This window comes from Pseudomonas sp. BIC9C (assembly GCF_034541995.1).
Classification (GTDB): Bacteria; Pseudomonadota; Gammaproteobacteria; order Pseudomonadales; family Pseudomonadaceae; genus Aquipseudomonas; species Aquipseudomonas fluorescens_CC.
The window spans coordinates 480,621-497,994 of the sequence record NZ_JAWDGM010000002.1; the positions used below are offsets into that span (position 1 = coordinate 480,621).

At 61.7% G+C, this 17,374-nt stretch carries 16 protein-coding genes and 1 riboswitch; of the genes, 11 read left to right on the forward strand and 5 right to left on the reverse strand.

Annotated elements, in window-relative coordinates; all coding sequences use genetic code 11:
- Nucleotides 1-21: 21 nt before the first annotated feature.
- The 3 genes from RS887_RS12150 to RS887_RS12160 form a co-directional block, all read right to left on the reverse strand.
- The gene (locus RS887_RS12150; RefSeq protein ID WP_322615580.1) at nt 22-834 is read right to left on the reverse strand and encodes an aldo/keto reductase; all 813 of its coding nucleotides are present in this window, start codon (nt 832-834) and stop codon (nt 22-24) included.
- Nucleotides 831-2,006, reverse strand: a complete 1,176-nt coding sequence (locus RS887_RS12155) for an NAD(P)/FAD-dependent oxidoreductase (RefSeq protein WP_322615581.1) — start codon at nt 2,004-2,006, stop codon at nt 831-833. The genes RS887_RS12150 and RS887_RS12155 overlap by 4 nt, the downstream gene beginning before the upstream one ends.
- 197 nt (nt 2,007-2,203) lie before the next feature.
- Complete coding sequence (locus RS887_RS12160; protein WP_007977444.1) at nt 2,204-2,536, reverse strand: DMT family transporter; 333 nt, start codon at nt 2,534-2,536, stop codon at nt 2,204-2,206.
- A 103-nt stretch (nt 2,537-2,639) separates the two neighbouring features.
- Between RS887_RS12160 and RS887_RS12165 the strand changes: the two genes are divergently transcribed.
- Together RS887_RS12165 and waaA are read left to right on the forward strand one after the other, a co-directional pair.
- Nucleotides 2,640-3,542 carry a LysR family transcriptional regulator gene (locus RS887_RS12165; protein WP_322615582.1) on the forward strand — a complete coding sequence of 301 codons (903 nt, stop codon included), beginning with the start codon at nt 2,640-2,642 and terminating at the stop codon, nt 3,540-3,542.
- Between the two features lie 11 nt (nt 3,543-3,553).
- On the forward strand, nt 3,554-4,831 hold the full coding sequence (waaA, locus tag RS887_RS12170) for a lipid IV(A) 3-deoxy-D-manno-octulosonic acid transferase (RefSeq protein ID WP_322615583.1): 1,278 nt from the start codon (nt 3,554-3,556) through the stop codon (nt 4,829-4,831).
- An 83-nt stretch (nt 4,832-4,914) separates the two neighbouring features.
- Here the strand turns inward: waaA and RS887_RS12175 are convergent, their stop codons facing one another.
- A complete protein-coding gene (locus RS887_RS12175) occupies nt 4,915-6,354 on the reverse strand; it encodes a TolC family outer membrane protein (RefSeq protein WP_322615584.1) in 1,440 nt (479 codons plus the stop codon).
- Nucleotides 6,355-6,559: 205 nt separating this feature from the next.
- Nucleotides 6,560-6,665: riboswitch (TPP riboswitch) on the forward strand.
- Between the two features lie 164 nt (nt 6,666-6,829).
- On the opposite strand from RS887_RS12175, the gene thiC reads away from it, so the two are divergent.
- Both thiC and cytX read left to right on the forward strand, forming a co-directional pair.
- Entirely contained in the window at nt 6,830-8,719 is a 1,890-nt protein-coding gene (thiC, locus tag RS887_RS12180) for a phosphomethylpyrimidine synthase ThiC (protein ID WP_322615585.1), read from the forward strand.
- Between the two features lie 149 nt (nt 8,720-8,868).
- A complete protein-coding gene (cytX, locus tag RS887_RS12185) occupies nt 8,869-10,161 on the forward strand; it encodes a putative hydroxymethylpyrimidine transporter CytX (RefSeq protein ID WP_322615586.1) in 1,293 nt (430 codons plus the stop codon).
- Here cytX and RS887_RS12190 read toward each other — a convergent pair.
- Complete coding sequence (locus RS887_RS12190) at nt 10,130-10,876, reverse strand: RsiV family protein (protein ID WP_322615587.1); 747 nt, start codon at nt 10,874-10,876, stop codon at nt 10,130-10,132. The two genes, cytX and RS887_RS12190, sit on opposite strands and share 32 nt — an antisense overlap.
- 225 nt (nt 10,877-11,101) lie before the next feature.
- Between RS887_RS12190 and RS887_RS12195 the strand changes: the two genes are divergently transcribed.
- From RS887_RS12195 to RS887_RS12225, 7 genes are all read left to right on the forward strand, one after another.
- On the forward strand, nt 11,102-11,719 hold the full coding sequence (locus RS887_RS12195) for an NUDIX domain-containing protein (protein ID WP_322615588.1): 618 nt from the start codon (nt 11,102-11,104) through the stop codon (nt 11,717-11,719).
- Complete coding sequence (locus RS887_RS12200; RefSeq protein WP_111284227.1) at nt 11,710-12,162, forward strand: DUF1249 domain-containing protein; 453 nt, start codon at nt 11,710-11,712, stop codon at nt 12,160-12,162. The genes RS887_RS12195 and RS887_RS12200 overlap by 10 nt, the downstream gene beginning before the upstream one ends.
- A 112-nt stretch (nt 12,163-12,274) precedes the next feature.
- A complete protein-coding gene (cpdA, locus tag RS887_RS12205) occupies nt 12,275-13,090 on the forward strand; it encodes a 3',5'-cyclic-AMP phosphodiesterase (protein WP_322615589.1) in 816 nt (271 codons plus the stop codon).
- A 202-nt stretch (nt 13,091-13,292) separates the two neighbouring features.
- Nucleotides 13,293-13,901, forward strand: a complete 609-nt coding sequence (locus tag RS887_RS12210; protein ID WP_322615590.1) for a YqiA/YcfP family alpha/beta fold hydrolase — start codon at nt 13,293-13,295, stop codon at nt 13,899-13,901.
- A 56-nt stretch (nt 13,902-13,957) separates the two neighbouring features.
- The gene (gene parE / locus RS887_RS12215) at nt 13,958-15,862 is read left to right on the forward strand and encodes a DNA topoisomerase IV subunit B (RefSeq protein ID WP_111284233.1); all 1,905 of its coding nucleotides are present in this window, start codon (nt 13,958-13,960) and stop codon (nt 15,860-15,862) included.
- Nucleotides 15,862-16,851: an esterase-like activity of phytase family protein gene (locus RS887_RS12220; RefSeq protein WP_322615591.1), complete on the forward strand. Its 990-nt coding sequence runs from the start codon at nt 15,862-15,864 to the stop codon at nt 16,849-16,851. Before parE ends, RS887_RS12220 begins: the two co-directional genes overlap by 1 nt.
- Nucleotides 16,848-17,372, forward strand: a complete 525-nt coding sequence (locus RS887_RS12225; RefSeq protein WP_322615592.1) for a retropepsin-like aspartic protease family protein — start codon at nt 16,848-16,850, stop codon at nt 17,370-17,372. Before RS887_RS12220 ends, RS887_RS12225 begins: the two co-directional genes overlap by 4 nt.
- Nucleotides 17,373-17,374 lie beyond the last annotated feature (2 nt).

The following is a 17,374-nucleotide window of genomic DNA, read 5'->3' on the forward strand; positions in this document are numbered from 1 at the left end:
CTTAAGGCCGCGTGGGCGGCATCAGTGGCTACGTAGGACCTGGGCAACGGTCGCGACATTGTGGGCGAGGTGCAGCGGATTGATGGTCCCGACAATCGCACTGGCAACACCCGGATGTTCAAACAACAGCTCGAAACTGGCGCGCACCGGATCCACGCCCGGACTCAGGCATACATGACCACTGGCGAGGGCTTTCTTGACCAGAATGGCTTTGCCGTGTGCAGCAGCATAGTCAATGACGGCCTTCTCGTTCTGCTCGTTCAGATTGTAGGTGACCATCGCGCAGTCGCCTTGCTCCAGCGCCTTCAGGCCGCCGTCGACGGTTTTGCCGGAAAACCCGAAACCGCGAATCTTGCCTTCGGCCTTGAGCTTGGCGAGGGTGTCGTAGACTTCCTCGTCATTGAGGATCGCCAGGTCGTTGCCATCGGAGTGCACCAACACCAGATCGATGAAGTCCGTTTCCAGGCGTTGCAGGCTGCGTTCCACCGACATTCGCGTGTGTGCGGCGCTGAAATCGTGACGGGACTGGCCGTCGGCGAACTCTTCGCCCACCTTGCTGACAATCACCCAATCCTGACGCTGGCCGCGCAGTAACGGGCCGAGGCGCTCTTCGCTGCGACCATAGGCCGGGGCGGTGTCGATCAGGTTGATGCCCAGGTCGCGGGTGAGTTTGAGCAGCATGCGCGCTTCATCGTCATCGGGAATCCGGAAGCCGTTGGGGTACTTCACGCCTTGGTCGCGGCCCAGTTTCACCGTGCCCAGGCCCAGGGGTGAAACCAGCAGGCCGGTGCTGCCCAACGGGCGATGCAAGTCGTGCAGGGTCGGTTGGCTCATGGCAGCAATTGCTCCCAGGCAGGTACGCCCATCGGTGGCTTCGGCAGTTCAGGCAGCGCTGCCGGGTGGCTTGGCTGGATACCGTCGCGGGTCAGGCTGGCGATGACCCGGTCGGCGAAGTCCGGTGCCAGGGCGAGTTTGGTCGGCCAGCCCACCAGCAGGCGATCCTGTTCGGCGAGGAAGGCGTTGTCCGGGCGGGTCAGACCCGATTGCAGCGGTTCGGCACGGTCGACCCGCAGGGTCGCCCATTGCGCGGTGCTCAGATCGATCCACGGCAGCAACTGGCCAAGCTCTTTACGGGCGGTAGCGATTTGCTCGGCGGGCTCGCGGGCCACGCCTTCGGCTTCGGCGATGTCGCCGCCCAGGTACCAGACCCATTGACCATCGGCGGCCGGGTGGGTCGTCACGGTCAGGCGCGGTTTGGTGCCGCCGCCCAGGCAGTGGGCGTACAGTGGCTTGAGCCCCGGGCCTTTGGCGATGATCATGTGCAGCGGTCGGCGCTGCATGGCCGGCTGGCTCAGGCCGAGCGCGGTGAGCAGGTCGGCGGTGCCGGCGCCAGCGCTGAGCACGATGCGCTGGGCGCGGATCTGACGCTCATCGACTTTCAAGCCGACCAGCTCACCGTTCTCCAGCAACGGCTCGATGTTCTGCCCGGCGAGCAGGCCATCGCCCGCCAGATCGGCCAGGCGCCGGATCAGGCTCGGCACATCGACCACCAGTTCCGCCAGGCGATAGACCTTGCCCTTGAAGCGCTTGTCTTGCAGGGCTGGCGGCAATTGCTCGCCCTTGACCTGATCGACGCGACCGCGCACGGCTTTGCTGGCAAAGAAACTGGTGAGGTTGCCGGCGAGGGTGCCGGGGGACCAGAGGTAATGGGCCTCGGACAGCAAGCGCACGCCGGACAGATCCAGCTCACCATTGCCCGCCAGGGCTTCACGCCAGCGGCGCGGCATGTCGGCGATGGCTTCCGAGGCACCGGTCAGGGCGCCGTGCAGCGCGTATTTGGCCCCGCCGTGAATGATGCCCTGGGACTTCACACTCTGCCCGCCGCCGAGGCTGGCGCTTTCCACCAGCACGGTCGAAAAACCCTGGCGACGCAGACGCGCATTCAGCCAGAGGCCGGCGACACCAGCGCCGACAATCAGAACGTCGGTGGAAATAACGGATGGCATGCAGCGACCTCTGTGTTCAAGACGAGGGCGCAGTATACAGACTCGAGGATTGGAGGGGCTGACGCCAGTACTCTCGAGCCAACGAGTAACCCTGTGGGAGCGAGCTTGCTCGCGATGGCGGCATGGCATTCAGCATCAATGTTGACTGACCCACCGCTATCGCGAGCAAGCTCCCACAGGGGATTGCGTTTCGAAGGTTAGTGCCCTGCGGTTTTGGAGAAGAGCTGGATGACCACGACGCCCAGCACGATCAACGCCATCCCCAGCATCGCCGGTACGTCCAGCTTCTGCCCATAGATAAACAGCGCCGCGACGCTGACCATCACGATCCCCATGCCGGCCCACACGGCATACGCCACGCCCACCGGAACGCTGCGCACCACCAGGGTCAGCATCCAGAAGGCAATCCCGTAGCCGAGGATGACCAGCACCAAGGGCAGCGGGGTGCTAAGGCCTTTGACGGCTTTCATCGAAACAGTGGCAATCACTTCGGCGCAGATGGCAATGGCCAGGTAGTAGTAAGCGGTCATGGGTCAATCCTCGTGTGAAGTGTTGCTCTCTGAGGTCGGCATTCTAGTGATTCGCCAGATGCGGTAAAGTCATTACCTATCTGTTTTCAAGATGGGTTGAGCCATGAGTATGCAATGGAATCTGGAGCAGCTGCGGTTGTTTGTCAGCGTAGCGGAGCAGCGTTCGTTTTCTGCGGTGGCGCGGGACCAGCGCAAGGCACAGTCGGCGGTCAGCAGTTCGATAGCGTTACTGGAAGAGGACCTTGGCGTCGGCCTGTTCGATCGCAGCAGCGGCCGTCAACCGAAACTCACCGAAGCCGGCACGGCGTTGCTGGACGAAGCGCGGGAAGTATTGCGCCAGTGCGAACGACTCAACGGCCGGGCCTTGGCGATGATGCGCGGGCAGGAAGCACGACTGCGTGTGGCGCAGGACGAGGCGATGCCGTATCAGCCAATCATCGAAAGCTTCGAGGCCCTGGCGGAAAAATTCCCCAGCCTTGAAGTGCAACTGACCAGCGCCGCCCAGGGCGATGTCGCGCGTAAGCTGGTGGAGCGGCGCGCCGATCTGGGGCTGCTGTTCTTTCACGATCAGATTCCCGAGGCGCTTGAGCGGCGGGTACTGGGCAGCGTGGAAATGGTCACGGTGTGCGGCAAGGATCATCCGTTGGCGGGCAAAGGCTCAGTGGACGGCCAGCAACTGGCGCAACACCGGCAGTTGCTGATGTCCACGGAGTCGAGCATTTATCCGGGCAGTGATCCCGCCAGCCCGCAAGTCTGGCGCGCCGACAGTTTCTATGTGATGGCCGAATGGCTGGTACGCGGCCTCGGCTGGGCTTGGTTGCCACGCCACGTGGTGCAGTACCCGACTTATCAGAATCAGATGGTCGAACTGGCCAGCGAATGGACCCCGCCGGCCCTGGTGGTGGAACTGGTATGGCGCCGGGATGAACCACTCGGTCCGGCCGCGCGCTGGCTCGCCGAACGTTTTGCCGTGCACTTGCAGGCGATTGGCGAAAAAAGCCGATAAACTCCGCCGCCATGAATAGAACTCTCTACACCGTGCTGTTTTATCTGGGGCTGCCATTGGTAGCGATTCGGCTTTGGCTGCGCGCGCGCAAGGCGCCGGCGTATGCCAGGCGCATCGGCGAGCGCTTCTCCTATGGGATGCCGGCGATGAAGCCGGGTGGCATCTGGGTGCACGCCGTGTCAGTGGGCGAAAGCATTGCTGCCGCACCGATGATCCGCGCCTTGCTGGCGCGTTATCCGAATCTGCCGATCACTGTGACCTGCATGACGCCGACCGGTTCGGAACGGATCCTGGCACTGTTCGCCAATGAGCCGCGTATCCAGCACTGTTATCTGCCTTACGACCTGCCTTGCGCCGCCCGGCGCTTGCTCGATCGGGTCCAGCCGAAACTGGCGGTGATCATGGAAACCGAACTGTGGCCCAACCATATCCATCAATGTGCCAAACGCGGGATTCCCGTGGCATTGGCCAATGCGCGGCTGTCCGAGCGCTCGGCCAGGGGCTACGGCCGGTTCCGCAAGCTGACCCGGCCGATGCTGGCCGAGATGAGCCTGTTCGCGGTGCAGACCGAAGCCGAAGCCCAACGCTTTCGCGACCTGGGCGCGCGGGCGGAAACCGTCGAAGTGACCGGTTCGATCAAGTTCGACCTGACCATCGATCCGCAACTGCTTGTGCGCGCCAGCCAATTGCGCGGGCAATGGCAGGCGCTGGAACGACCAGTGTGGATCGCGGCCAGTACCCATGACGGCGAAGACGAGGTCGTGCTGGCAGCCCATCGTCAGTTGTTGGCCAATCACCCCGATGCCTTGCTGATTCTGGTACCGCGTCATCCGGAGCGCTTCAATTCGGTGTACGGGTTGTGCCAGCAACAAGGTTTTGCCACGGTCCGGCGTTCCAGCGGCGATGCGGTCAGTGCGAATACTTCAGTGTTGCTTGGCGACACCATGGGCGAGTTGCTGTTTCTCTACGCCCTGGCGGACAGTGCCTTCGTCGGCGGCAGCCTGGTGCCCAATGGCGGGCATAACCTGCTGGAGCCGGCGGCCCTCGCCAAGCCGGTGCTGAGCGGGCCGCATCTTTTCAACTTCCTCGAAATTGCCGCGCAGTTGCGCAGTGCCGGGGCGTTGCAGGAAGTGGAGGATGCCGAAGGGCTGGCGGTGGCGGTGCAGCGGCTGTTCGAACTGCCCCGTGATGCGCAGTGCATGGCAGAGGCCGGGTTGAAGGTGATGCGTGCCAATCAGGGGGCGTTGCAGCGCTTGCTGGACGGGTTGGGGCGGTTGATCGACCGCTAGACCGCGTTGTATCCATTCGCGAGCAGGCTCGCTCCCACCGTGTTTCGAGTGTGGGAGCGGGCCTGCTCGCGAAGCTTTTGCTGTTACTGCTCCGGTCTCGCTTTCAATTGCTCGGCCGCAGCCTTGGCCAGATCCGGTGGCAGGAAGTCCTTGTCCGGGTTGTAGTTGGGGTTGAGCCAGCGTGCCAGGGTTTGCAGATCCCCCGGATTCAACGTGCCGGCCTGTTGCTTCAGGCGCAGGTTGTCGAGGATGTAGTCGTAGCGGGTGTTGTTGTAGTCGCGTACCGAGCTGTACAGCTGGCGCTGCGCATCCAGCACGTCGACGATGTTTCGCGTACCCACCTGATAGCCGATTTCGGTCGCTTCCACCGCGCTCTGGTTGGAGATGATCGATTGCTTGCGCGCCTGTACCTGCTCGACATCGGTGTTTACCGCGCGGTGCAGGTCGCGGGTGTTTTCCACGATCTGCCGGCGCAGGGACTCGCGCTGCTGCTCGGTCTGGTCCAGTTGTGAATACGATTGGCGCACCTGGGAGCTGATCAAGCCGCCGCTGTAGATCGGGATGTTCAGTTGCAGGCCAACGGTCGTTTGCGAGACGTTGCCACCGTACGGTACTGGCTGGTTATTCGGGTTGCTGAAGCCCAGTGCGTCGTTGTCGCCTTTCTCGTACTTGGCTATCGCGTCAACCGTTGGCAAGTGCCCGGACTTGCGCTGCTTGAGGGTTTGCTCGGCGGCGCTGACGGCATAGTTGCTGGCCAGCAGATTGAGGTTCTGCCTGCCCGCCGTTTCGACCCAGGCCTTGGCGTCGTTCGGTGCCGGCGGCAGGATCGGCAAGTTATGGCTGATACCCCAGATCGAGTTGTACTGGCGGTTGGTCAGGGTGATCAATGCTTCAAAGGCGTCGTCCACCTGGCGCTGTGCAACGATGCGGTTGGCGCGTGCGGTGTCGTAGCTGGCTTGTGAGTTCAATACGTCGGTCTTGTCCGAGAGGCCGACATCGAAACGCTCGTTGGATTGATCGAGCTGGCGTTTGAACGCCGCTTCTTCGGCCTTGGTCGAGGCCAGGTTGTCCTGGCTGCGCAGCACATTGAAATAGCTTTGAGCGGTTTGCAGGATCAGGTTCTGCTCGGTCGCCGAGAGTTGCAGGGCGGCCTGTTCATTGACTTCCTTGGCGGCCTGGAACTGGAACCAGCGATCGGCGCGGAACAAGGGTTGCGCCAGGGTGGCCTGGTACGAATGAGCATCGCGGTTGGTCGTGGCGGACGGCTGATCGAGCGACGTACGCACCTCGGAAATATTCGCACCGCCCGAGAGGTTCGGCAGCAGCCCGGCACGGGCCTGGGGGACGATTTCCTTCTGCGCGCCGTATTGGGCGATCGCAGCCGCGAGGTCGGCGTTGTTGTTGACCGCTTCCTGATAAACGCTGACGAGGTCCGTCTTGTTCGATAAGGGCGCATCTGCTGCCCAGGCCATTCCATTGGTCGCACAAGACACGGCAAGGGCCAGTGAGAGTTTGCGCAGCATAGACGTTCCCTAGAATTGATATTACACAGGTAATTTGAGCGCCAAGGCTAAGGCGCTGCGTTGGCAGCGTCAATGCGCGACTCGGCGTAGCGAGTGTAGTTGCGCATTCGGGCGGCAACAATCCTGATACTGCGTGCTATTACGCCATTCATCATGGTGTTTGCAGTGGGGTTGGCGTTCTTTGCCAGTTGTGTCTAGACTGGCCGGGTTCTTGTCGGGGTGCCTTGCTATGAGGCTGAGATCGAATAATTTCGGATCCCGTTGAACCTGATCAGGTTAGCGCCTGCGTAGGGAACAAGATTTCTCGTCACCCGGCGAGTCCTCTTGTGCTTCGTCCGGGATGTTGTTCGACAATCGAACACCCCTCGAGCACTGAGCACAGCACAGCTGGTTTTCCCAGCGCCCGTGCGTCCATTCGTTTACAGGTTCGCTCCGACAAAAATCCACTGCCTGGATGCTGTCTGGAGAGCCCGTGATGACTACAAAAGCAAAAATCGAAACCAACCTGAGTGACTCGGCCAAGGTCGATCAGCAATCGGTTCAGCCTTTTACCCGCTCGCAAAAAATCTATGTTCAGGGCACTCGCCCGGACATCCTCGTGCCGATGCGCGAAATCAGCCTGGACGTGACGCCGACCGACTTCGGTGGCGAGGTCAACGCGCCGGTGGTGGTGTACGACACCTCGGGCCCGTACACCGACCCCAATGTCATCATCGATGTGCGCAAAGGTCTGGCCGATGTGCGTTCGCCGTGGATCGAAGCCCGTGGCGACACCGAGCGCCTGAGCGGCCTGAGCTCGAATTTCGGCCAGGAGCGCCTTGCCGATCCGGAGCTGACCAAGCTGCGCTTTGCTCACGTCAACAACCCGCGCCGCGCCAAGCCGGGGGCCAACGTCAGCCAGATGCACTACGCGCGCAAAGGCATCATCACCGCCGAGATGGAATACGTCGCCATCCGCGAAAACATGAAGCTGGAAGTGGCCCGCGCCGCCGGCCTGCTGGACCAGCAACATGCCGGCCACAGCTTCGGCGCCAGCGTGCCGAAAATCATCACCCCTGAATTCGTCCGTGACGAAATCGCCCGCGGCCGCGCGATCATTCCGGCCAACATCAACCACACCGAACTGGAACCGATGATCATCGGCCGTAACTTCCTGGTGAAGATCAACGGCAACATCGGCAACAGCGCCCTGGGTTCGTCCATCGAAGAAGAAGTGGCGAAACTGACCTGGGGCATTCGCTGGGGTTCGGACACGGTCATGGACCTGTCCACCGGCAAGCACATCCATGAAACCCGCGAGTGGATCATCCGCAACTCGCCGGTGCCGATCGGTACCGTGCCGATCTACCAGGCCCTGGAAAAAGTCGGCGGCGTGGCCGAAGACCTGACCTGGGAGCTGTTCCGTGACACGCTGATCGAACAGGCCGAGCAGGGTGTCGACTACTTCACCATCCACGCCGGCGTGCTGTTGCGCTACGTACCGATGACCGCCAAGCGCGTCACCGGCATCGTCTCCCGTGGTGGTTCGATCATGGCCAAGTGGTGCCTGGCACACCACAAGGAGAACTTCCTCTACACCCATTTCGAAGACATCTGCGAAATCATGAAGGCCTACGACGTCAGCTTCTCGCTGGGCGATGGCCTGCGTCCGGGCTCGATTGCCGACGCCAACGACGAGGCGCAGTTCGGCGAGCTGGAAACCCTCGGCGAGCTGACCAAGATTGCCTGGAAGCATGACGTGCAGTGCATGATCGAAGGCCCGGGCCACGTGCCGATGCAGTTGATCAAAGAGAACATGGACAAGCAGCTCGAATGCTGCGACGAGGCGCCGTTCTACACCCTCGGCCCACTGACTACCGACATTGCGCCGGGCTACGACCACATCACCTCCGGCATCGGTGCTGCGATGATCGGCTGGTTCGGCTGCGCCATGCTTTGCTACGTGACGCCGAAGGAGCACCTGGGCCTGCCGAACAAGGATGACGTGAAGACCGGGATCATCACCTACAAGATCGCCGCGCATGCCGCCGATCTGGCGAAGGGGCATCCGGGTGCGCAGATCCGCGACAATGCCTTGAGCAAGGCGCGTTTCGAGTTCCGCTGGGAAGACCAGTTCAACCTGGGCCTCGATCCGGACACCGCCCGCTCGTACCACGATGAAACCCTGCCGAAGGATTCGGCCAAGGTCGCGCATTTCTGCTCGATGTGCGGGCCGAAGTTCTGCTCGATGAAAATCACCCAGGAAGTCCGCGAATATGCGGCCAACCAACGGATCGAAGCGGTCGACGTGGACGTCGCCAAAGGCATGGCGGAACAGGCCGAGCGCTTCAAGCAGGAAGGTAGTCAGCTGTACCAGAAAGTTTGATCTGACCTGAAAAGGTGAGGCCTGAAAGGGCCTCTTCGCGAGCAGGCTCGCTCCCACAGGGATTTGTGAACAACACAGATTCAATGTGGGAGCGAGCCTGCTCGCGAAAGCGATCTACACAACAACAAATGTCCCTCTGAGATAACACCTTGAGCATTCAACCCAGCACTTACTCCCCCGATATCGCGGTGCCGACCGACAAGCGTGTGTTCGGCGGTCGCGATCTGTTTTCCCTGTGGTTCTCCCTCGGCATCGGCCTGATGGTGTTGCAGACCGGTGCCTTGCTCGCGCCAGGCCTGGGCCTGTCCGGTTCGTTGCTGGCGATTTTTCTCGGCACCCTGGTCGGCGTTCTGCTGCTGGCGGCGGTCGGTGTGATCGGCAGCGATACCGGCCTGTCGTCGATGGCCGCGCTCAAGCTCAGCCTGGGTACCAAGGGCGCGAGCCTGCCGGCGGTGCTGAACCTGCTGCAACTGATTGGCTGGGGTTCGTTCGAAATCATCGTCATGCGCGATGCCGCCAGTCTGTTGGGCGCCAAAGCCTTCAGCGAAGGCAGCCTGCTGTCGAATCCAATGCTGTGGACCCTGTTCTTCGGCGCACTGGCGACCTTGCTGGCTGTCAGCGGTCCGCTGACTTTCGTCCGGCAGATCCTGCGCAAATGGGGCATCTGGCTGCTGCTGGCCGCGTGCATCTGGCTGACCTGGAACCTGTTCGCCAAGGCTGACCTGGCTGCGTTGTGGGCCCAGGCCGGTGACGGTTCGATGCCGTTTGCCGTGGGATTCGACATCGCCATTGCCATGCCGCTGTCGTGGTTGCCGCTGATTGCCGACTACTCGCGCTTCGGCAAGCGGGCGAAAAACGTCTTCGGTGGCACCGCCATCGGTTTCTTCATCGGCAATTTCTGGCTGATGAGCCTGGGCGTGGCCTACACCCTGGCGTTCGCGCCGAGCGGTGAAGTCAATGCCTTGCTGTTGGCTCTGGCCGGGGCTGGCCTGGGGATTCCGCTGTTGCTGATTCTTTTGGATGAATCGGAAAACGCCTTTGCCGATATTCACTCGGCGGCGGTGTCCAGCGGGATTCTGTTGCGCGCCAAAGTCGAGCATCTGGCCCTGGCTATCGGCGTTATCTGTACGTTGATTGCTCTGCTGGCGCCATTGGCCCAGTACCAGAACTTCCTGCTGCTGATCGGTTCGGTGTTTGCGCCGTTGTTCGGCGTGGTGCTGGTGGACCACTTCATCCTGCGCAGGCGCAGTGGCCAGGTCGCCTCAACTGCACTGCGCTGGCCGGCGCTGCTCGCCTGGCTGGGCGGAATCAGCACCTACCATTTGCTGGCCAACCTGTACCCGGATGTCGGCGCCACCCTGCCGGCGCTGGTTCTGGCAGGGTTGCTGCAGCTTATGCTGGGTGCTGCCTTCAGCTACGGCCGGGAAACAGCTCGGGTTTGATGATGCCGTTCAGGCGAGGGTAGGGGATCTTCAGTTCGACATGGCCCAGCGCGTAAGGCGCAATGCTGCTGGTTTCGTACTTGAGGATCACCCCGCCGTAGGTCAGCGCCACGTTCCGGGTTTTCTGGAACGGCCAGCTCTTCACGAACTCTGGTTCCTGATCGAGCTTGGTGCTGATCAACCAGCTGTTGTGCGCCACCTGCGCCGCTTTCCAGAACGCTTCTTCCTGCCCTGGCACCAGCATGTCCGACAGCGTCAGCACTTTATGTTGCTGGCGCGAATAGTTGATAAAACCTCGGCCTGGCGTGCCATGGGCACCGCCGGTGTCCAGGTAGCTGGATAATTCGACGATCACCAAGCCGTCATGCTGCTCACGTACCTTCGCTTGCAGATAGCTGCTGTTGCGCGGGCCGGCGGTGCGCAAAAACTCTTCGCGATAGGCCGCCAGGGTCGGGGCGACCGGCGTGTCGGGCGAGGTGCGGGCCATCTGCAGCAGGCGTTTTTCGATGATGCCGTCCAGTTGCGGCTCGGCCGGGAAGTGCAGGGTGTCGATGTTGACCAGTGGGCAATCCGGGTTGCTGCAACCTGGCTTGAGCTGCTCGGAAGCGTCGCGGGTGGTTTCCAGCGGCGTCCGGTAGTTGGGCTGGAACAGACTCGCGCAAGCGCCCAGGGTCAGGGCGATAGCGGCCACGGAGGCGATTTTGAAAAGCGACATGTGCGTCCTTTCTGAAACAGGGGAAGGCAAAAAGATACCGGCTTCGACTCTCAACAAAGCAATCAGTTCGCCACTAAGCTAATTAGAGTGGGTTTCGCCCTCACCGTCCATCCCGCTGACGGGAAAGGGGCTGCATCAAATGTCACGGGCGCGTTAGGATGGCGCGAAGTCGAGGCCCAGGAAAAAAGGAGCCTCGGACAGGATTTGCAGTAAAAGAGGATTGTCATGACGGATTTTGCCAACGCCATTCCGACCGCCGTTGATATCGTGCGGCGCGAAAAGTGCTACGAGGGCTTCTACAAACTCGAACGCGTGCACTTGCGCCACGAATTGTTCGCCGGGGGCATGAGCCGCGAAATCAATCGTGAAGTGTTCGTTCGCCATGACGCGGTATGCATGCTGCCTTACGACCCGCAGCGCGATGAAGTGGTGCTGATCGAGCAGTTTCGCGTCGGTGCCATGGGCAAGACCGACAATCCCTGGCTGATCGAACTGGTCGCTGGTCTGATCGACAAGGATGAAATACCGGAAGCAGTTGCTCACCGCGAAGCGCAGGAGGAAGCTGGGCTTGTAATCGGGGCGCTCTGGCCGATGCTCAAATACTTTCCATCACCGGGTGGCAGCAACGAATTCGTGCATTTGTACCTGGGGCGCTGTGACACTACCGGGGTGGGCGGCCTGCATGGGCTGGAAGAAGAGGCAGAAGACATCCGCGTTACGGTCTGGGCTTTCGATGATGCCCTGCAAGCCGTGCGCGACGGGCGTATTGCCAATGCGGCGAGCATCATTGCCTTGCAATGGCTGGCTTTGAACCGCGTTGAAGTGAGGGGGTTATGGTCGTAAACAAGCTGCGCGATCGCTATCGGGTGGACCTGGTGGGGCTGCAAGCGTCCTGCGAGGCGAACTACGCGCGCCTGATGCGACTGCTGCCGGACATGCGCAGCGAGCCTGCCGCGCGGCGCATCGCCGTGACCCATGGCGACCAGATGCTGGGTGTGCTGGCGCTGGAAGTGTTGCTGACCTGTCCTTACACCACGACTCTGCAAGTGCGTCAGGAACACAGCCTGCCGTGGCTGCCGGTGCCGCAGCTGGAAGTGCAGGTCTATCACGACGCGCGCATGGCCGAAGTGGTCAGCGCCGAACATGCGCGACGCTTTCGCGGCATCTATCCTTACCCGAACGCCTCGATGCACCAACCGGACGAAAAGGCTCAACTGAACATGTTTCTGGGTGAATGGCTGAGCCATTGCCTGGCGCTGGGGCATGAGTACGCAGTTGTCCGGTAATTGAGCAACGCAGTTGTGAACTGCGTCAGGTTCAACAGTTTCCCCTTTTAGTCATCCCCCAGCATAATTGCGGTATCTACCCATCTCCGTGATCACGCCCTGGGAGAACGCCTTGCCGAGCGTATCCACATTGACCACCGCCGATCCGGCGTTGCTGGTGCAACTCTCCGACAGCCATCTGTTTGCCGAAGCGGACCGCACGTTGCTGGGCATGAACACCCGCGACAGCCTGCAAAAGGTCATCGACCTGGTGCGCGCGCAACAGCCGCGGATTGACTTGATCCTGGCCACGGGTGATCTGTCCCAGGACGGGACGCTGGAGTCCTACCGGCAATTTCGCGACCTGACGCGCCAGCTCGCTGCGCCGGCGCGCTGGATTCCCGGTAATCACGATGAGCCGCAGATCATGGCCGAGGCGGCGGTGCAGAGTGCTCTGCTCGAACCGGTGGTGGATATCGGCAACTGGCGAGTCACGTTGCTCGATTCGGCGGTGCCAGGCTCTGTGCCGGGTTATTTGCAGGACGAACAGTTGCAGTTGCTCGCCCGCTCGTTGAGTGAAGCGTCGGAACGCCATCATCTGGTGTGCTTCCACCATCATCCGGTGTCCATTGGTTGTGCCTGGATGGAACCGATCGGCTTGCGCAATCCTGAGGCGCTGTTCGCCGTGCTGGACCGTTTTCCACAGGTGCGCGCGGTGTTGTGGGGGCATGTGCATCAGGAAATCGACCAATTGCGTAACGGCGTGCGTCTGCTCGCCTCGCCCTCGACCTGCATCCAGTTCGAGCCGGGCAGCGAGGATTTCAAGGTCGGAGAGCAAGCGCCGGGGTATCGCTGGTTGCGACTGCTGCCCGATGGACGGCTGGAAACGGGTGTTGAACGGGTCACGGGGTTCGATTTCACCGTGGATTACGGTTCCAACGGTTACTGATTGCTCTTTCATTTCCAGAAACCGAGGCGCGACCATCGCGAGCAAGCTCGCTCCCACGGGGGTATTTGAGCGCCTCAGGTCCCTGTGGGAGCGGGCTTGCCCGCGATGGCGTCCGTTCAGGCGGCCTGAATTTTGTGGATATCCCCGATTCCCCCGAGTCCCTGTAAACTCCGCCTCTTTAGCCGACGCACAGGGAGCTCAAATGTCCGGTTCGATCCTTTATATCCACGGCTTCAACAGCTCGCCGTTGTCGAAGAAGGCCTGCCAGTTGATCGACGTGATGGAGCGTCTGGGCCTGAGCGAACATTTGCGCGTTCCGGCACTGCACCATCACCCGCGCCAGGCTATTGCGCAACTGGAGCGGGCGATTGCCGAACTGGGGCGGCCACTGCTGGTCGGCAGCTCGCTCGGCGGCTACTATGCCACTCACCTGGCCGAGCGCCTTGGCTTGAAAGCCCTGTTGATCAACCCTGCCGTCAGCCCGCACCGGATGTTCGACGGCTATCTGGGGACACAGAAAAACCTGTATACCGAAGAGGCCTGGGAATTGACCCACGACCACGTGGCGGCCCTGGCCGAACTGGAAGTGCCGGCGCCCCGGGATCCGCAGCGCTATCAGGTGTGGTTGCAGACGGCAGACGAAACGCTGGACTATCGCCTCGCCCAGCAGTATTACCGGGCATGTGCCTTGCGTATCCAGGCCGGCGGTGACCACAGTTTCCAGGGTTTTGCCTCGCGATTGCCGGCCATGCTGAGTTTTGCCGGCATTGGCGCTGATTTGTATCAGGCAATTGATTTCACATCGCTTTGATGCGATGCCTGTTTTCATGGATTTCTTTTTTCACGCAACACTGACGACGAGACCCCATGGCCACTCCCAGCGCTAGCTCTTATAACGCAGACGCCATCGAAGTCCTCTCGGGCCTCGACCCGGTGCGCAAGCGCCCCGGCATGTACACCGACACCAGTCGGCCGAACCACCTCGCCCAGGAAGTCATCGACAACAGTGTCGACGAAGCCCTGGCCGGCCACGCCAAATCGGTACAGGTCATCCTGCACGCCGACCACTCGCTGGAAGTCAGCGACGACGGACGTGGCATGCCGGTCGACATCCACCCGGAAGAGGGCGTGTCGGGCGTCGAGTTGATCCTTACCAAACTCCACGCGGGTGGCAAGTTTTCCAACAAGAACTACCAGTTCTCCGGCGGTTTGCACGGGGTGGGCATTTCCGTGGTCAACGCCTTGTCCACCGAAGTGCGGGTACGGGTCAAGCGTGACGGCAACGAATACCAGATGACCTTCAAGGATGGCTACAAGGCCACCGAGCTGGAAATCGTCGGCACTGTCGGCAAGCGCAACACCGGTACCAGCGTGTTCTTCGCGCCGGATCCGAAATACTTCGACTCCCCTAAATTCTCCATCAGCCGCCTCAAGCACGTGCTCAAGGCCAAGGCCGTGTTGTGCCCGGGGCTGCTGGTCAGCTTTGAAGACAAGGCCACCGGCGAGAAAGTCGAGTGGCATTACGAAGACGGCCTGCGTTCTTACCTGGTGGATGCGGTCAGCGAATTCGAGCGCCTGCCGGACGAGCCGTTCTGCGGCAGTCTGGCCGGTAACAAGGAAGCGGTGGATTGGGCGCTGCTGTGGCTGCCGGAAGGTGGCGACGCGGTCCAGGAAAGCTATGTCAACCTGATCCCTACGGCTCAGGGCGGTACCCACGTCAACGGTTTGCGTCAGGGCCTGCTCGACGCCATGCGCGAGTTCTGCGAATTCCGTAGCCTGTTGCCACGCGGCGTGAAGCTGGCGCCGGAGGACGTCTGGGAGCGCATTGCCTTCGTGTTGTCGATGAAGATGCAGGAACCGCAATTCTCCGGCCAGACCAAGGAGCGCCTGTCGTCCCGTGAGGCGGCGGCGTTTGTCTCCGGTGTGGTCAAGGATGCGTTCAGCCTGTGGCTCAACGCCAATCCGGAAACCGGTATGTTGCTGGCGGAACTGGCGATCAACAACGCCGGCCGTCGCCTCAAGGCGAGCAAGAAGGTCGAGCGTAAACGCATTACCCAAGGCCCGGCGCTGCCGGGCAAACTGGCCGACTGTGCCGGGCAGGACCCGATGCGTTCCGAACTGTTCCTGGTGGAAGGTGACTCCGCCGGCGGCTCGGCCAAGCAGGCGCGGGACAAAGAGTTCCAGGCGATCCTGCCGCTGCGCGGCAAGATCCTGAACACCTGGGAAGTCGACGGCAGCGAAGTGCTGGCCAGCCAGGAAGTGCACAACATCGCGGTGGCCATCGGTGTCGATCCGGGCGCGGCCGACATGAGCCAGTTGCGCTACGGCAAGATCTGTATCCTCGCCGACGCCGACTCCGACGGTCTGCACATCGCGACGTTGCTGTGCGCCTTGTTCGTCCAGCATTTCCGCGCGCTGGTGGATGCCGGTCACGTTTACGTGGCCATGCCGCCGCTGTACCGCATCGACCTGGGCAAGGAAATCTACTACGCCCTGGATGAAGCCGAACGCGATGGCATTCTTGATCGCCTGGTGGCCGAGAAGAAGCGCGGCAAGCCGCAGGTCACGCGATTCAAGGGGCTTGGTGAAATGAACCCGCCGCAGCTGCGTGAAACCACCATGGACCCGAACACCCGGCGCCTGGTGCAGCTTACTCTGGATGATTTCGAGGCGACTGCGGAAATCATGGACATGCTGCTGGCGAAGAAACGCGCCGGTGACCGCAAGACCTGGCTGGAGTCCAAGGGCAACCTGGCCGAGGTTCTGGGCTGATGCGTCTGGGCTTTGCCCTGGCCTGCGGGTTGCTGCTGACATCGTTCACGGTCACCGCCGGGCCGGCGCCACAGTTGCGCCTGTTGTCCGGGCATGTCGTGGACGGCATGCGCGGCGGCAACCTGTCCGGGCTGGCGCAGTGCGGCAATGATCTGTGGGCGGTTTCCGACCGCGATGATGATCAGATCTATCGCCTGGATACCCGCGAATCTGCCTGGCAGGCCGAAGCGGTGCACATTGATGTACCCCCGGTGCCTGACAGCGGCTTGCCCTGGGGGCTGAAGTCTCGTGTCTGGGGGGCTTCGTTCGTGCGTGGCGGCGATCTGGACTTCGAGGGCATCACCTGCGACGGCGTCGGTAATCGTTACGTGGTCAGTGAGGGCCATGCCGCTGTCCTGCAAGTGCCGCCAACGGGGCCGGCCTCCTGGCTGAAGATTTCGCCGATGCTGGTTCGCGAGGCGCGGGCCAGTGGTCTGTTGTTGCAATTCAACGCACTGTTCGAAGGGCTGGCGATCAATCCGGCGGGCGATCAGATGTGGCTCGCCGCCGAACGTCAAGGTCGTGGACTGCTGATGATCAAGCGCAAACAGACGGTGTGGGATTGCGACGGTGGCTGCGTACTGCTGAGCGAGGCGGGCATGGAAATGCAGCCCGAGCAGTTTCCCCACGCCAAAGCTGTGCCGCGGGACTTCTCTGACCTGTCGCTGTTCGACGGCAAGCTGTTCACCCTTGAGCGCAATGCCTACCAGATCTGTCGCCGGGATTCGCAGACGGCCAAGGTCGAGCGCTGCTGGTCGTACGCCGCCGAGTTGTTGCAGGACAACCGTCGTTATCCACAGAACTACGGACTGGAAGAAGCGTTGATCGTGGATGCCGATGGCGCCTGGATCGGTGTCGATAATAACTTCGGTCCGCGCGCCGATGGTGAAGCGCGTCCGGTGGTCTGGCGTTTCGCTGCACCGGAAGGTGGCTGGAGTGCCAGGTTGTGAAGCAACAATCGCCGGGGCAGCGCATCGGCCGGGTGTTTATGGTGCTGGCCTGGTGTGCGGCGCTGTTTCTGGCCACGCGGTTTTTCGGCCAGTGGGAAGCGCGCCAGCAAAATCCGAACGTGGTGGTCAGTTCGGAGCAGGGCGAAGGTTTCATTGAGGTGAAACTGGTCAGCAATGTACAAGGGCATTTCGTCGCCAGCGGCCAGATCAACGGCCAGCCGGTGGACTTCATGCTCGACACCGGGGCGACCGACGTGTCGATCCCGGCGGACCTGGCCAGGCGCTTGAAGCTCGAAGAAGGATTCGGCGTGACCCTGAGCACGGCCAATGGCCTGAGCCAGGGCTATCGCACTCGTATCGAACGCCTGCAACTGGTCGACATCGTGCTGCGGGATGTACGCGCACTGGTGGCCCCGGGGCTGCATGGCGATCAGGTGCTGCTCGGCATGAGCGCACTGAACAAACTTGAATTTACCCAGCGCGGTGGCACCATGCTGCTGCGCCAGACAACGAACCGATGAGG

Excerpts from the sequence above, each read along its gene's own strand:
- RS887_RS12150 (WP_322615580.1), bottom strand. The coding sequence starts at position 834 with ATGAGCCAACCGACCCTGCACGACTTGCATCGCCCGTTGGGCAGCACC.
- RS887_RS12155 (WP_322615581.1), bottom strand. The coding sequence starts at position 2,006 with ATGCCATCCGTTATTTCCACCGACGTTCTGATTGTCGGCGCTGGTGTC.
- RS887_RS12160 (WP_007977444.1), bottom strand. The coding sequence starts at position 2,536 with ATGACCGCTTACTACTACCTGGCCATTGCCATCTGCGCCGAAGTGATT.
- RS887_RS12165 (WP_322615582.1), top strand. The coding sequence starts at position 2,640 with ATGAGTATGCAATGGAATCTGGAGCAGCTGCGGTTGTTTGTCAGCGTA.
- waaA (WP_322615583.1), top strand. The coding sequence starts at position 3,554 with ATGAATAGAACTCTCTACACCGTGCTGTTTTATCTGGGGCTGCCATTG.
- RS887_RS12175 (WP_322615584.1), bottom strand. The coding sequence starts at position 6,354 with ATGCTGCGCAAACTCTCACTGGCCCTTGCCGTGTCTTGTGCGACCAAT.
- thiC (WP_322615585.1), top strand. The coding sequence starts at position 6,830 with ATGACTACAAAAGCAAAAATCGAAACCAACCTGAGTGACTCGGCCAAG.
- RS887_RS12190 (WP_322615587.1), bottom strand. The coding sequence starts at position 10,876 with ATGTCGCTTTTCAAAATCGCCTCCGTGGCCGCTATCGCCCTGACCCTG.
- RS887_RS12195 (WP_322615588.1), top strand. The coding sequence starts at position 11,102 with ATGACGGATTTTGCCAACGCCATTCCGACCGCCGTTGATATCGTGCGG.
- RS887_RS12200 (WP_111284227.1), top strand. The coding sequence starts at position 11,710 with ATGGTCGTAAACAAGCTGCGCGATCGCTATCGGGTGGACCTGGTGGGG.
- RS887_RS12210 (WP_322615590.1), top strand. The coding sequence starts at position 13,293 with ATGTCCGGTTCGATCCTTTATATCCACGGCTTCAACAGCTCGCCGTTG.
- parE (WP_111284233.1), top strand. The coding sequence starts at position 13,958 with ATGGCCACTCCCAGCGCTAGCTCTTATAACGCAGACGCCATCGAAGTC.
- RS887_RS12220 (WP_322615591.1), top strand. The coding sequence starts at position 15,862 with ATGCGTCTGGGCTTTGCCCTGGCCTGCGGGTTGCTGCTGACATCGTTC.